This is a genomic window from Mordavella massiliensis, assembly GCF_016901695.1.
In the GTDB taxonomy this organism is placed as follows: domain Bacteria; phylum Bacillota; class Clostridia; order Lachnospirales; family Lachnospiraceae; genus Claveliimonas; species Claveliimonas massiliensis_A.
Genome location: NZ_JACJKS010000008.1, coordinates 72,236 through 86,317, shown reverse-complemented (window position 1 = coordinate 86,317; position 14,082 = coordinate 72,236). Strand labels below are relative to the sequence as shown.

Genomic DNA, 14,082 nt, shown 5'->3' with positions numbered 1-14,082 from the left:
AGGAGAGTGAAACGATGATCTACAAAGACTTTCAGGATGTAAAACTGTCTGCCCTCGGCATGGGGTGCATGCGCCTCCCGGTGATCGACGGGGACGACGCGAAGATCGACGAGGAGAAGACAAAAGAGATGGTGGCTTACGCCATGGAGCACGGCGTCAATTACTACGACACCGCCTGGGGCTACCACAACGGGAACTCCGAGCTGGTGATGGGGCGCGCGCTTGCGCAGTATCCGAGGGAGAGCTTCTACCTGGCAGACAAATTCCCGGGGTACGATCTCTCCAACATGGACAAGGTGGAGGAGATCTTTGAGGAGCAGCTGAAGAAATGCCGCACAGACTACTTTGACTTCTACCTTTTCCACAATGTGTGCGAGCTGAACATCGACGACTACCTGGACGAATCCCACGGCATCCACGCATACCTGATGGAGCAGAAGAAGAACGGACGCATCCGCCATCTCGGATTTTCCGGCCACGGAAGCTACGATGTGCTGAAGCGCTTCCTTGAGGCGTACGGGAAAGACATGGAATTTTGCCAGATCCAGCTCAACTTCCTGGACTGGTCCTTCCAGGACGCCAAAGGAAAGCTGGAGCTTCTGAAGGAGTACGGCATCCCCGTGTGGGTGATGGAGCCGCTGCGCGGCGGTTCTCTGGCGAAGCTGGACAGCGGGGCCGAGGAGAAGCTCAAAGCGCTCCGCCCGGACGAGGGCATCCCTGCCTGGGCGTTCCGGTTCCTGCAGACGATCCCGGAGGTGAAGGTGACGCTCTCCGGCATGTCCAACGAGGAACAGCTTAAGGAGAACATCGCTACATTTGAGGAGGACCGGCCGCTGAACAGGGAGGAGATGGACACGCTCCTTGGCATCGCGGATGAGATGGTGAAGAAGAACGTGCTGCCCTGCACCGCCTGCCACTACTGCGTGAGCCACTGCCCGCAGGGCCTTGACATCCCCTGGCTTCTGGAGCTGTACAACGAGCACTGCTTCACAAAGGGAGGGTTCATCGCGCCCATGGCGCTCTCCTCTCTTCCGGAGGACAAGAAGCCGTCAGCCTGCGTGGGCTGCCGCAGCTGCGAGGCCGTCTGTCCCCAGCAGATCAGGATATCGGAAGCGATGGCGGATTTCACAGAGAAGATGAAAGGCTAGGGGACTTGCCTGCATCACAGATCATACGGGGGCTGCGGGGCCGGACGGCCGGACGCAGCCCCCTTTTACTACATCTGTATCTCGAAGGGGATATGAAGGTGGTCGAACAGAGCCTGCGCCCGCTTATCCCAGGCGTGCTCGAGGGATTTGTCCAGCGTGAATCTGGAGGTGGACACGCCCGTTGTGCAGGTGAGCCTGTCCCCGTCAAAGCGGAAGTTGAGGAAGAGGCCCTGGACCTCTTCCGGGGAGAAATCCAGGTGTTCCTCCCGCAGGAAGGCTTCCGTCTCCCCGGCGGAGAGGGCGAAGATCAGGCAGAAATTAAGAGGGGTGCGCTTCCCCTTGATGATGGAAAAGAAGTAGCTCCGCACATCCTGCCACAGACTGTAGGCGCGGGAGGGCGCCTCTTCAAAAAACTCTTTTTTGAGATAGCCGTCCACCTTGAAGACGGCGAATGTGGTGATCTCCCCCTCGATGAAGGAATACGGGTCGAAGGAGTCGGTAAGGAGCAGGGCGGACATGCATGTCTTCGTGTCCGGCGTTAAGATGACCATAGAAAAAATCCTTTCTGAAAATAGAGATACAGCTATTGTAGTATATTTCCCGGATATTTACAAATGCTGAATGAAAATCTTATATTTTCCGCCGGGTGAAATCATGCTATACTCCATAGGTAAGACAAAAAAGACAGGAGCAGGACTGTGAACGGAAAGCAGAAGACAGACGGGATCCGTCTGAACAAATATTTGAGCAGCGCCGGCGTGTGTTCCAGGCGGGAGGCGGACCGGCTCATCGAGAGCGGCCGGGTCCGGGTGGACGGCGTTCCGGCAAAGCAGGGCGCCAAGGTGACGGCCGGGCAGGACGTGACTGTGGACGGCCGCCCGGTGCGCGGCGGGACGGAGAGGGTCGTCCTCGCCGTGTACAAGCCGGTGGGTATCATCTGTACGGAGGACCCGGGGACAAAGAACAATATCGTCCGCTTCCTCCGGTATCCCGTCCGCGTCACCTACGCAGGACGGCTGGACAAGGATTCGGAGGGCCTCCTCATCATGACCAATGACGGGGACCTCATCAACCGGATCATGCGGGGGAGGAACCGCCACGAGAAGGAGTACAAAGTGACCGTGGACCGGGAAGTCACAGACGCCTTTGTCCGGAAGATGAGCGCGGGCGTTCGCATCCGGGATGAGGAGAAGGGGCTCGATGCAGTGACCCGGCCCTGCCGGGTGTGGCGGGAAGGGAAATACACGTTCCGCATCGTGCTCACCCAGGGGCTGAACCGGCAGATCCGCAGGATGTGCGAGGCCTGCGGCTGCCATGTGCGGACCCTGAAGCGGACGCGGATCATGAACATCGAGCTGGGAGACCTCCGCCCGGGCGCGTACCGGAAGGTGGAAGGCAGGGAGCTGGAGCAGCTGGAAGTTCTGGCGTCGGCGCCCGGTGCGGACGGCGCCGGTGTATCGCAAAAAAAGCAGGACAGGAGAAAAGAACATGGGGACAAAGCAGGAAACAGCGGAAAATAAGACGGCGCGCATGCGGGAGCTGGTGGATCTTCTGAACCGGGCCGGCCGGGCCTACTACCAGGAAGCCCGGGAGATCATGAGCAACTATGAGTACGACGCGCTCTACGACGAACTGACGGAGCTGGAGAAGGAGCTGCATGTCACGCTCTCCGACAGCCCCACAGTGCACGTGGGCTACGAGGTGGTCAGCGAGCTGCCCAAGGAGCGGCATGAGAGCCCCATGCTCTCCCTGGACAAGACGAAGGATGTGGAGGAGCTGCGTGCCTTCGCGGGGGATCATGACGTCGTCATGTCCTGGAAGATGGACGGCCTCACCATCGTCCTCACCTACCGGGACGGGGAGCTTGCGAAGGCGGTCACCAGGGGCAACGGGGAAGTGGGGGAAGTCATCACGGCCAACGCCAGGGTGTTTAAGAACATCCCCCTGAAGATCCCCTACAAAGGAGAGCTGATCCTCCGCGGCGAGGCGGTCATCGGGTACCGGGATTTTGAGCGGATCAACGAGGAGATCCCGGATGCGGACGCAAAGTACAAGAACCCGCGGAACCTGTGCAGCGGGTCTGTCCGCCAGCTCAGCAGCGAGGTCACGGCAAAGAGGAACGTGCGGTTCTACGCCTTCTCTCTCGTGCGGGCGGAGGATGTGGACTTCCGCAACTCCCGCGCATACCAGCTGGACTGGCTTGCAGGGCAGGGCTTTGAGGTGGTGGAGCACGTGACGGCCGCCCCCTCTGCCATTGAGGCGGAAGTTATTAAATTTTCAGAAAGAATCGCGCAAAACGATTTTCCCTCCGATGGTCTTGTGCTAATATATGATGATATAAGGTACGGGGAATCGCTTGGAAGAACAGCGAAGTTCCCGCGGGATTCCTACGCGTTCAAGTGGGCCGACGAGACGCGTCAGACCGTGCTGCGCCAGATCGAGTGGAGCCCGTCCCGCACCGGCCTTATCAACCCGGTCGCCATCTTTGACCCGGTGGAGCTGGAGGGGACCACTGTGAGCCGGGCCAGCGTGCACAACGTAAGCATCATGGAAGAACTGCAGCTGGGGATCGGCGATACCATCGAAGTGTACAAGGCGAATATGATCATTCCGCAGATCGCCCGGAACCTGACCTGCAGCGGGAACCTGGAGATCCCGGCACAGTGCCCCGTGTGCGGCGGCGCCACCCGGATCCAGCAGGACGGCAGCGCGAAGACACTCTGCTGCACCAACCCGGCGTGCCAGGCCAAGCAGATCAAGGCCTACGCCCTGTTCGTGAGCCGGGACGCCATGAATATAGAGGGGCTCTCCGAGGCGACGCTGGAGAAATTCATCGCCAGAGGCTTCATCCGCGACTATGACGACCTGTTCCATCTGGACCGGCACAGAGAGGAGATCTGCAAGATGGAGGGCTTCGGGGAGAAATCCTACGGGAACCTGACCGCCAGCGTGGACCGGGCCCGGCAGACGACCCTGCCGCGGCTTTTGTACAGCCTCGGCATCGCGGGCATCGGCCTTGCGAACGCCAAAGTGATCTGCAGGGAGACGAAGGCGGAGCCGGAGGCGCTGCCGGACCTCACAGAGGAGGAGCTGGACCAGGTCCCCGGCGTGGGGGACGTGATCGCCCGGGCCTATGTGGAATATTTCCGGGACGAAAGCCACAGGGAGACCTACAGGAAACTTCTCGGGGAAGTGCAGATCGAGAAGGAGGACCAGGGGGAGGGCGGCCCGCTGGAGGGGAAGACGTTCGTCATCACCGGCAGCGTGGAGCATTTCGCCAACCGCAGTGAGATGAAGGCTTTTATCGAGAGCCGGGGCGGCAAGGTGACAGGATCCGTCACATCGAAGACGGACTTCCTGATCAACAACGACGCCGCATCCACATCCTCCAAGAATAAGAAGGCAAAAGAGCTGGGCATTCCCATCCTCACGGAAGAGCAGTTCCTGGCGACGCCGGGACTGTAGGGGCATGCCGCAGCGTGAAAGGATAGAAAGGATACGACATGGCAGAGAACGAGAACAACACAAAGGATACACAGATTGAGGAAGTGCAGGAAAAAGACGTGCATGTGGAGGATACGAAGAAGGACGACGGCTACGAGAAGTTCTGCTCCATCTGCCACCGCCCGGAGAGCGTGACCGGCAAGCTGATCGACCTTCCCAACAACATCTCGGTCTGCTCCGACTGTATGCAGAAGAGCTTTGACGCCATGACGAGCGGCCGGATCGACTACAGCAAGCTGATGAACATACCGGGCGTGCAGATCTTCAACATGTCCGATCTGGAGAATGCGGCTCCGAAGCAGCAGAAGATCAAAAAGAAAAAAGAGGGGGAGGAGAGAACGCCCCTCATCGATATAAAGAATATCCCGGCGCCCCACAAGATCAAGGCGAGGCTGGACGAGTATGTGGTGGGGCAGGAGTACGCCAAGAAAGTCATCTCCGTGGCTGTGTACAATCACTACAAGAGGGTGGCCACGGACACCATGGACGACATTGAGATCGAGAAATCCAACATCCTCATGATCGGGCCCACCGGATCCGGCAAGACCTACATGGTCAAGACGCTGGCAAGGCTTCTGGACGTGCCGCTGGCCATCACGGACGCCACGTCCCTCACGGAGGCCGGCTACATCGGCGACGACATTGAGAGCGTCGTGTCCAAACTGCTGGCAGCGGCGGACAACGATGTGGAGAAGGCGGAGCAAGGGATCATCTTCATCGACGAGATCGACAAGATCGCCAAGAAGAAGAACACGAACCAGAGGGATGTGAGCGGCGAGTCCGTGCAGCAGGGCATGCTCAAACTCCTGGAGGGGAGCGAGGTGGAGGTGCCGGTGGGCGCCAACAGCAAGAACGCCATGGTGCCGCTCACCACGGTGAACACGAGGAATATCCTCTTCATCTGCGGCGGCGCGTTCCCGGACCTGGACAGCATCATCAAAGAGAGGCTGACAAAGCAGTCCTCTATCGGCTTCGGCGCGGATCTGAAGGACAAGTATGACCACGACAGGGATCTTCTGTCCAAGGTGACGACAGAAGACCTGCGGGCCTTCGGCATGATCCCGGAGTTCCTGGGACGGCTCCCCATCGTGTGCACGCTGAAGGGGCTGGACGAGGACATGATGGTCCAGATCCTGAAGGAGCCGCGGAACGCCATCCTCAAGCAGTACCAGAAGCTGCTGGCGCTGGACGAGGTGAAGCTGGACTTTGACGAGGACGCGCTGCGTGCCATCGCGAGGAAGGCCATGAAAAAAGACACCGGGGCCAGGGCGCTGCGGGCCATCATCGAGGATTTCATGCTTGACATCATGTACGAGATCCCCAAGGACGACAACATCGGGCAGGTGACCATCACGGAGGCGTACATAGAGGGCACCGGCGGGCCGGTCATCACCCTGCGCGGGCAGCAGCCCATCGGGCTGGAGGGCTAGGCGGCAGACACAGACTTTCTCCCACCTCATATACTGGAAAGAAGAGTGTATGAGGTGGTTTTTTCTATGCCGGACAATCGGATATGCCGCCGGCGCATCCTCTCAGAGGAGTACCGGGACTTCATCGTCTCTTCCCGGCGCATCCCGCCGGATATCTCTGTCCCTGAGGAGCAGCTCTGCCGGCAGACGACGGAGGCGGGCTACGATGTGGTCTATGTGGAGCAGTCCCAGGCAGAGCCGTTGGAATTCGGCCGCTTTACCTACGGCTCTGTCCCCAGGTGCTACGCCCTGCTCGATATGGCCGCTATGGAGCAGGCGGGCGTCACGGCGGTGCAGAATTACCCGACCCTGGAACTGATGGGGGAACAGGTGATGATCGGGTTCGTGGACACCGGGATCGACTACACCCACCCCGCGTTCCGGAACCTGGACGGGAGCACGCGGATCGAGGGCCTGTGGGATCAGACGCAGCAGGACGGGGACCCGCCGGAGGGGCTCTCCTACGGGACCGGGTACAGCCGGGAGGAGATCGACCGGGCGCTTGCGTCCGGGGATCCGTACGCGGTCGTGCCAAGCCGGGACGAGGACGGGCACGGCACCTACATTGCCAGCCTGGCCGCCGGCGGCGCGGGGGAGGAGGAACAGTTCCTGGGGGCGGCCCCGGAGGCTGTGATCGCGGCGGTCAGACTGAAGGGGGCAAAGCAGTACCTGCGGGAGTTCTACTGCATCGCCCCGGACGCCGTCTGCTTCCAGGAGAACGACATCATGCTGGGGATCCGGTACCTGGCAGATCTGGCCCGGAAGCGGGACCTTCCCCTTGTGCTGTGCATCGCCCTCGGCAGTTCCCTGGGCGGGCACAACGGGACGACGCCGCTCTCCCTTACGCTGGAATACTATGCCTCCAGCGTGAACCGGGGCGTTGTGACCGGGACGGGGAACGAGGCGGCCGCGCGCCACCACTACCGGGGCGTGCTGCAGGATGAGGAGGACAGGGCGGAGGCGGAGATCCGCGTGGGGGAGCACGTGCAGGGGTTTGTGGCGGAACTGTGGACGGACATCCCCAACATCCTGGCCGTGTCGCTCACCTCGCCCTCCGGGGAGGTGGTCCCCAGGATCCCCATTGTCCTGGACAGAAGCTCCCAGCAGCAGTTCGTCTTCGAGGGGACGCGCGTCACGGTGGCCTACCGGCTGCTTGTGGAGCGCAATGACTCGCAGCTTGTCTTTTTCCGGTTCACGGATCCGGCCCCCGGCCTTTGGAAGATCACGGTGGAACCGGTGCAATTGGCGGAGGGGGAGTTCCACATCTGGCTGCCGGTGGAGGAGTTCCTGAGCGGGGAGGTGTATTTCCTGCGCCCGGACCCGGACGTCACCCTCACCTCGCCGTCGGCGGTGCGGTCCGCCATCACAGCCGCCTTTTACAACGGGGCGGAGAATAGTGTTGCTATTCATTCCGGCAGAGGATATACTAGAAATGAGATAAAAAAGCCGGATCTTGCCGCGCCGGGCGTAAATGTAAAGGGAGCCAGGCCGGGAGGAGGCTATGTGGTCCGATCCGGTTCCAGCGCGGCGGTGGCCGTCACAGCCGGGGCGGCGGCCCTTCTGATGGAGTGGATCCTCGGGTACACGGGCAGCCGGGGCGTGGACACCCTGCAGCTCAAGAACCTGCTGATCCTGGGCGCGCGCAAAAGGCCGGAGGATGCGTACCCCAACAGGGAGTGGGGCTACGGGATGCTGGACCTGTACCGGACACTGGAGCGGCTGAGACAGATTTAGGACAAAGGAGAGATGGAAGATGGCTGATTTTTTTGATCAATTAGGAAAGAAAGTATCCGATCTGGCGAGCGACCTGAGCAAAAAGACGGGCGACACGCTGGAAGTGCAGAAGCTGAAAAGCGAGATCCGCTCTCTGAAGAGAGGAAATCAGCGGGATTTCGTTGACATTGGCAAATCCGTGTACGAGAAATTCACAAAGAACGAGATCCAGGATATGGATATGATCGCCCTGTGCGAGGCGATCGAGAAGAGGGATGAGCAGATTGAAAAGTGCGAAGAGAAGATCGTGCGCATCAAAGAGGAGATGTAACCGCCTTTTCCCGGCGGCTGTGCTCTCCATTGCAGCGGCGGACATCCGGATCAAGCAGTATGTGGAGGACAATGTGCCGCAGGGGCATGACAGGCCGACGCTGGGAGGGAGGATCCTCCTCCGGAAGGTGTACAACAGCGGCGCGGCCTTCGGGCTGCTGCACGGATCGCCCCGCCTTGTGACGGGGCTTTCTGCGTTGCTTGGCGCGCTCCTCGCGGCCCGGGACGCCCTGCTCCTTAAGAGGCGGGGCAGGATCCTTGAGAAGACCGGAATGGCCCTTCTCACAGGCGGCGCGCTCAGCAATCTGTCTGACCGCGTCCTGCGGGGGAAAGTGGTGGATTATTTTGCGTTTGGGAGCAGGTGGAAGAAATGGTCCCGCCTGACATTTAATCTGGGGGATCTTTGCATTGCCGCCGGCGCTGTTCTTGCGCTCCTTGGGAGGCCTGCGGGCCTGCCCGGGAAGAAGAAGGAACACCCGTCCGGCAGCGGAAACCAGGAACAGACAGCATACAAAGGGTAGGTAGATTTGAGACATATTGGGAATGACAACAGGCAGAAAAGGCCGTTAAAATATATGATCCCTGGCATTGCCGCGGTGATCCTGCTTGGCGGAATCGCGGGCGGCGCGGCGCTGCACTGCGCGCAGGTCAGACAGGAAGAGGAGGCCGCCCGGGAGGCGTGGCGGCAGCAGGAAGAGCAGAAGAAAGAGGAGCAGGAAGAAGAGATACAGCTTACGCCGGAGGAGGAGAAACAGGCCCGGATCGCGCAGGTAAAAGCCCAGGCGCAGGAGGAAGGCTGCCCCGAAGGGATCATTGCCCTGATCGACAAGAACGAGGAGACGCTGGACTTCGTACAGAATTACATGGAGAATAAGGACCGCCCCATACCGGATACTGTGGAGGCGCCCGCGGCGGCCGGCCAGATCCCCCACTATCTGCAGTGGGACGAGAGGTGGGGCTGCGCGCCCTACGGCACCGGGACCATCGCGGAAAACGGCTGCGGTCCCACCTGCATGTCCATGGTGATCGTGGGACTCACCGGCGATACGATGGCGACCCCATACCGCCTGGTGCAGTACAGCGAGCAGAACGGGTTTATCGATGAGGCGAACAACACGTACTGGGCCCTCATGGACAGCGCGGCGCGGCAGTGGGGGATCTCCTGCCGGGAGGGCATGCTGGACGAGGCGTCCCTGGCGGCGGAGCTGGGAGCCGGCCATCCGGTCATCTGCAGCATGCTGCCCGGCGATTTTACGGACGTGGGGCATTTCCTCGTACTCACCGGGTACGCGGACGGCCAGGTGACGCTCAACGACCCCTTCAGCATCGCCAACACGCAGAAGACGTGGACTTATGCGGATATCAAGGATCAGATCAAAGAGATGTGGACGTTCACTGCCGGATAGATATATCGCATACCTGTTTTCCTGAAAATGTAATGAAGATCAGCCGGGTATATAGTAAACTATATCAAAAACACCTGAACGACCATTATAATACCTAAACGACACAACACAAACAGGAAGATTTATGGTAAAATAGAAAAGAAGTATCCGGGAAAAGGGATTCTGAAATCGAAGAATGTCCGAAAACCGGAAATAAATGAAAGGGACGTGTCCATTTTTATGGGTACAGTTTAGAAAAGGAAGAGCAGATAATTAAAGTATATAGTATAAAAGCGGCTAGTCGGTTCGATCCGATTAGCCGCTTTTATACGTGTATGAAGGAGCTGACTTTCAAAAAATGAAAAAAATTAAAGTTTTGAAACGAAGTATCGTATTATTAAAAAAATTAGCACTCATTACTTGACAGTGCTAACAATGAATGGTATTGTTATAGTGTTGATAGAACAACTTGAAACATTTCTCTGCAAAGGAGGACTACACTATGAATATAAATAAATTTACGCAGAAGTCGCTGCAGGCCGTGCAGGACTGCGAGAAGACAGCGATGGAATACGGCAATCAGGAGATCGAGCAGGAGCATCTGCTCTATGCCCTTCTGACACAGGAGGACGGGCTGATCCTGAAGATGATGGAGAAGATGGGGCTGGATAAGAACCTGGTCACGGACCGGGTGGAGCAGCTCATCGCAAAGCGGCCCAAAGTCCAGGGCGGCCAGCCCTATGTGGGCCAGTACCTCAATAAAGTGCTGACCTGCGCGGAGGACGAGATGAAGCAGATGGGAGATCAGTACGTCTCTGTCGAGCATCTCTTCCTGGCTATGCTGAAGTACCCTAATCGGGAGATCAAGCAGTTCTTCCGGGAGATGGGCATCTCCAGGGAGGGATTTCTGCAGGCTCTCTCCACCGTCCGGGGGAACCAGCAGGTGACGAGCGACAATCCGGAGGCCACCTACGATACGCTCAATAAATACGGGACGGACCTGGTGGAGCGGGCCCGGGACCAGAAGCTGGATCCGGTCATCGGCCGGGACAGCGAGATCCGCAATGTGGTGCGGATCCTCTCCCGGAAGACGAAGAACAACCCGGTCCTCATTGGTGAGCCAGGCGTCGGCAAGACGGCCGTGGTGGAAGGGCTGGCCCAGCGGATCGTCAGCGGCGACGTGCCGGAGACGCTGAAGGACAAGACCATCTTTTCCCTGGATATGGGCGCGCTTGTGGCCGGCGCCAAGTACAGGGGCGAGTTCGAGGAGCGGCTGAAAGCCGTGCTGGAGGAAGTCAAGAACAGCGAGGGGAAGATCATCCTCTTTATCGATGAGCTGCACACCATTGTGGGGGCCGGCAAGACGGACGGCGCCATGGACGCCGGCAACATGCTCAAACCCATGCTGGCCAGGGGCGAACTCCACTGCATCGGCGCCACGACCCTGGACGAATACAGGCAGTACATCGAGAAAGACGCCGCCCTGGAGCGGCGGTTCCAGCCGGTCATGGTGGATGAGCCGACGGTGGAGGACGCCATCTCCATCCTCAGGGGGCTGAAGGAGAGGTACGAAGTCTTCCACGGCGTGAAGATCACGGACGGGGCCCTTGTGGCGGCGGCTACCCTCTCCCACAGATATATTTCCGACCGGTTCCTGCCGGATAAGGCCATCGACCTGGTGGACGAGGCCTGCGCCATGATCAAGACGGAGCTGGATTCCATGCCGGCGGAGCTGGATGAGATGCGCCGCAGGGTGATGCAGTTGGAGATCGAGGAGGCGGCCCTCAGGAAGGAAGACGACCGTCTCAGCCGGGAGAGGCTGGAGCATCTGCAGCAGGAGCTGGCGGAGATGCGCAGCGAATTTGCCACGAGAAAGGCTCAGTGGGACAATGAGAAAGTCAGCGTGGAGCGGGTCCAGAAGCTCCGGGAGCAGATCGAGCAGATCCGCGCGGACATCCAGAAGGCGCAGCAGTCCTACGACCTGGAGAAGGCGGCGGAGCTGCAGTACGGCACCCTGCCCCAGCTCCAGAAGAAGCTTGAGGACGAGGAGGCGAAGGTGAAGGACGAGGACCTGTCCCTGGTGCACGAGAGCGTGACCGAGGATGAGATCGCGAAGATCGTGTCCAAGTGGACCGGCATCCCGGTGGCCAGGCTGAACGAGAGCGAGAGGAGCAAGACCCTCCACCTGGCCGACGAACTGCACCGGCGCGTGGTCGGGCAGGACGAGGCGGTCGAGCTTGTGACGGAAGCCATCATCCGGTCCAAGGCGGGGATCAAGGATCCCACAAGACCCATCGGATCCTTCCTCTTCTTAGGCCCCACGGGCGTGGGCAAGACAGAGCTTGCCAAGGCCCTTGCCCAGAGCCTCTTTGATGATGAGAACAACATGGTCCGCATCGACATGAGCGAGTACATGGAGAAGTACTCCGTGTCCAGGCTGATCGGAGCGCCTCCGGGATATGTGGGCTATGACGAGGGCGGACAGCTTACCGAGGCAGTCCGCAGGAAGCCTTACTCCGTCGTCCTCTTCGACGAGGTGGAGAAGGCCCATCCGGATGTGTTCAACGTCCTTCTGCAGGTGCTGGACGACGGGCGCATCACGGACTCCCAGGGGCGGACGGTGGACTTTAAGAACACGATCCTCATCATGACGTCCAATATCGGCTCCTCCTACCTGCTGGACGGGATCGGTCAGGACGGCAGGATCAGCGAGGCCAGCCAGACGGCGGTCATGGACGATCTGCGGGCCCACTTCCGGCCGGAGTTCCTGAACCGTCTGGACGAGATCATCATGTTCCGGCCGCTGACAAAGGACAACATTTCCCGCATTATCGATCTGCTCGTGGCGGATGTGAACCGCCGCCTGGCGGAGAGGGACGTGCGCATCGAGCTGACGGAAGCTGCCAGGGCGCAGGTCACAGAAGGCGGGTACGAGCCCATGTACGGCGCGCGGCCGCTGAAGCGGTATCTCCAGAAGAATGTGGAGACTACGGCAGCCCGGCTGATGCTGGAAGGAAATGTGGGAAGCGGCGACACGATCCTGATCGACAGTGTGGACGGGAAGCTGACGGCCCGGGTAAAAGAAGGGCTGACAGCCGCTAAGTGATCCGCAGATCCCGGGGTATAACGTGTAACAGCAAAAAAGGGGGACGCCTTCAAAAGAGGCGTCTCCCTTTTGCTGCGCCCGGACACGGTTGACATTTGCACCGGGCCGGCTACAATGGAAGGAGAAAGCCGGATATCCGGGGAAAGGAGCAGCAGGCATGTCCCGTATCATCTTTCATATAGACGTCAATTCAGCCTACTTAAGCTGGACGGCTGTGGAGCAGTTAAAGCACGGCGCGCAGGTTGACATCCGCACGATTCCCGCCATCATAGGCGGGGATCAGAAGTCCCGGCACGGGATCGTGCTGGCCAAGTCCATCCCGGCCAAAAAGTACGGGATCCGCACAGGGGAGCCGGTGGCGAACGCCCTGCGCAAATGTCCGGGCATCCGCATGGAACCGCCGGACCACGCGCTGTACAGCGCCTACAGCCGGGAGCTGATGGACTTTCTGCGCACCTACACGCCGGACATCGAGCAGGTGAGCGTGGACGAGTGCTACCTGGATTTTACGGGGATCGCCCACCGGTTCCACTCCTGCATCCAGGCGGCCTTGGAGATCAAGGACAGGATCCGGGAGACGTTCGGCTTCACGGTCAATGTGGGCATCTCCTCCAACAAGCTGCTGGCAAAGATGGCGTCGGACTTCGAGAAGCCGGACCGGGTCCACACCCTGTTCCCGGAGGAGATCCGGGTTAAGATGTGGCCCCTGCCTGTGGGCGAGCTCTACATGGCCGGCGGATCCAGCGTGGAGACGCTGGCGAAGCTGGGGATCCGCACCATCGGGGACCTTGCGCAGGCGGACCCGGACATACTGGAACTCCACCTGAAAAGCCACGGGCGGACGCTGTGGAACTTTGCCAACGGCATCGACGACTCGCCGGTGGTCACCTGGAAGACGGAGGCGAAGGGGGTCGGCAACTCCACCACCCTCCCGGCGGATGTGACAGAGCGGGAGGAGGCGGCGAAGGTGCTCCTGAAGCTGGCAGAGAGCGTCGGCAGGCGCCTGCGCAAAGCAGAGCAGAAAGCGGGCATGGTGAGCGTGGAGATCCGGTACGCCACCTTTGAGAACAGTTCCCATCAGAAGCAGCTCTTTACAGAGACGGCCAGCGACAGCCGGATCTACCAGGCGGCCCTGGAGCTCTTTGACGAGCTGTGGGACGGCCGCCCCATCCGCCTTCTGGGGATCCGCACCTCCAAGCTTGTGAGCGCGGACGAACCATGGCAGATGAGCATCTTCGACCTGCCCCAGGCGCAGCCGGAGAAGAAAGAGATGGAATCGGGGGAGAGGGACGCGGCGAGAGCGGCGAAGCAGGAAAAGCTGTCCCGGGCCCTGGATGAGATCCGGAAGAAATACGGGGCAGACGCCGTGACCAGGGGAAGCTTCCTGGAACGAAAGGAAGAGGAGGAGCCGGACGGGCCGCAGTAGA

Annotated in this window: 11 protein-coding genes; 10 read left to right on the top strand and 1 reads right to left on the bottom strand. The window is 60.0% G+C overall.

Annotated features, from left to right (window positions below):
* Nucleotides 1–14 precede the first annotated feature (14 nt).
* A complete protein-coding gene (locus H6A20_RS07455) occupies nt 15–1,148 on the top strand; it encodes an aldo/keto reductase (protein WP_204906508.1) in 1,134 nt (377 codons plus the stop codon).
* Nucleotides 1,149–1,216: 68 nt separating this feature from the next.
* Here H6A20_RS07455 and H6A20_RS07450 read toward each other — a convergent pair whose 3' ends face one another.
* Nucleotides 1,217–1,699, bottom strand: coding sequence for a DUF5721 family protein (locus H6A20_RS07450; protein WP_204906507.1), 483 nt, complete (start codon nt 1,697–1,699; stop codon nt 1,217–1,219).
* Nucleotides 1,700–1,846: 147 nt separating this feature from the next.
* Between H6A20_RS07450 and H6A20_RS07445 the strand changes: the two genes are divergently transcribed.
* The 9 genes from H6A20_RS07445 to H6A20_RS07405 all read left to right on the top strand — a co-directional run bounded on the left by H6A20_RS07445 (nt 1,847) and on the right by H6A20_RS07405 (nt 14,081).
* Nucleotides 1,847–2,668 (top strand): pseudouridine synthase, encoded by an 822-nt coding sequence (locus H6A20_RS07445; RefSeq protein WP_338106631.1) that lies wholly within the window; start codon nt 1,847–1,849, stop codon nt 2,666–2,668.
* Complete coding sequence (gene ligA / locus H6A20_RS07440; protein ID WP_243426165.1) at nt 2,637–4,613, top strand: NAD-dependent DNA ligase LigA; 1,977 nt, start codon at nt 2,637–2,639, stop codon at nt 4,611–4,613. Before H6A20_RS07445 ends, ligA begins: the two co-directional genes overlap by 32 nt.
* Before the next feature lie 38 nt (nt 4,614–4,651).
* Nucleotides 4,652–6,082 carry an ATP-dependent Clp protease ATP-binding subunit ClpX gene (clpX, locus tag H6A20_RS07435; RefSeq protein ID WP_204906506.1) on the top strand — a complete coding sequence of 477 codons (1,431 nt, stop codon included), beginning with the start codon at nt 4,652–4,654 and terminating at the stop codon, nt 6,080–6,082.
* Between the two features lie 66 nt (nt 6,083–6,148).
* Nucleotides 6,149–7,855, top strand: a complete 1,707-nt coding sequence (locus H6A20_RS07430; protein ID WP_204906505.1) for a S8 family peptidase — start codon at nt 6,149–6,151, stop codon at nt 7,853–7,855.
* A gap of 19 nt (nt 7,856–7,874) precedes the next feature.
* Nucleotides 7,875–8,165 carry a hypothetical protein gene (locus H6A20_RS07425; protein ID WP_204906504.1) on the top strand — a complete coding sequence of 97 codons (291 nt, stop codon included), beginning with the start codon at nt 7,875–7,877 and terminating at the stop codon, nt 8,163–8,165.
* A gap of 19 nt (nt 8,166–8,184) precedes the next feature.
* On the top strand, nt 8,185–8,685 hold the full coding sequence (locus tag H6A20_RS07420; protein ID WP_338106630.1) for a signal peptidase II: 501 nt from the start codon (nt 8,185–8,187) through the stop codon (nt 8,683–8,685).
* Between the two features lie 54 nt (nt 8,686–8,739).
* On the top strand, nt 8,740–9,570 hold the full coding sequence (locus tag H6A20_RS07415; protein ID WP_204906502.1) for a C39 family peptidase: 831 nt from the start codon (nt 8,740–8,742) through the stop codon (nt 9,568–9,570).
* Nucleotides 9,571–10,051: 481 nt separating this feature from the next.
* A complete protein-coding gene (gene clpB / locus H6A20_RS07410; RefSeq protein ID WP_204906501.1) occupies nt 10,052–12,655 on the top strand; it encodes an ATP-dependent chaperone ClpB in 2,604 nt (867 codons plus the stop codon).
* Nucleotides 12,656–12,812: 157 nt separating this feature from the next.
* The gene (locus H6A20_RS07405; protein WP_204906500.1) at nt 12,813–14,081 is read left to right on the top strand and encodes a DNA polymerase Y family protein; all 1,269 of its coding nucleotides are present in this window, start codon (nt 12,813–12,815) and stop codon (nt 14,079–14,081) included.
* Nucleotide 14,082 lies beyond the last annotated feature (1 nt).

Coding starts and splice junctions, on each gene's coding strand:
- H6A20_RS07455 (WP_204906508.1), top strand. CDS start 15: ATGATCTACAAAGACTTTCAGGATGTAAAACTGTCTGCCCTCGGCATG.
- H6A20_RS07450 (WP_204906507.1), bottom strand. CDS start 1,699: ATGGTCATCTTAACGCCGGACACGAAGACATGCATGTCCGCCCTGCTC.
- ligA (WP_243426165.1), top strand. CDS start 2,637: ATGGGGACAAAGCAGGAAACAGCGGAAAATAAGACGGCGCGCATGCGG.
- clpX (WP_204906506.1), top strand. CDS start 4,652: ATGGCAGAGAACGAGAACAACACAAAGGATACACAGATTGAGGAAGTG.
- H6A20_RS07430 (WP_204906505.1), top strand. CDS start 6,149: ATGCCGGACAATCGGATATGCCGCCGGCGCATCCTCTCAGAGGAGTAC.
- H6A20_RS07425 (WP_204906504.1), top strand. CDS start 7,875: ATGGCTGATTTTTTTGATCAATTAGGAAAGAAAGTATCCGATCTGGCG.
- H6A20_RS07415 (WP_204906502.1), top strand. CDS start 8,740: ATGATCCCTGGCATTGCCGCGGTGATCCTGCTTGGCGGAATCGCGGGC.
- clpB (WP_204906501.1), top strand. CDS start 10,052: ATGAATATAAATAAATTTACGCAGAAGTCGCTGCAGGCCGTGCAGGAC.
- H6A20_RS07405 (WP_204906500.1), top strand. CDS start 12,813: ATGTCCCGTATCATCTTTCATATAGACGTCAATTCAGCCTACTTAAGC.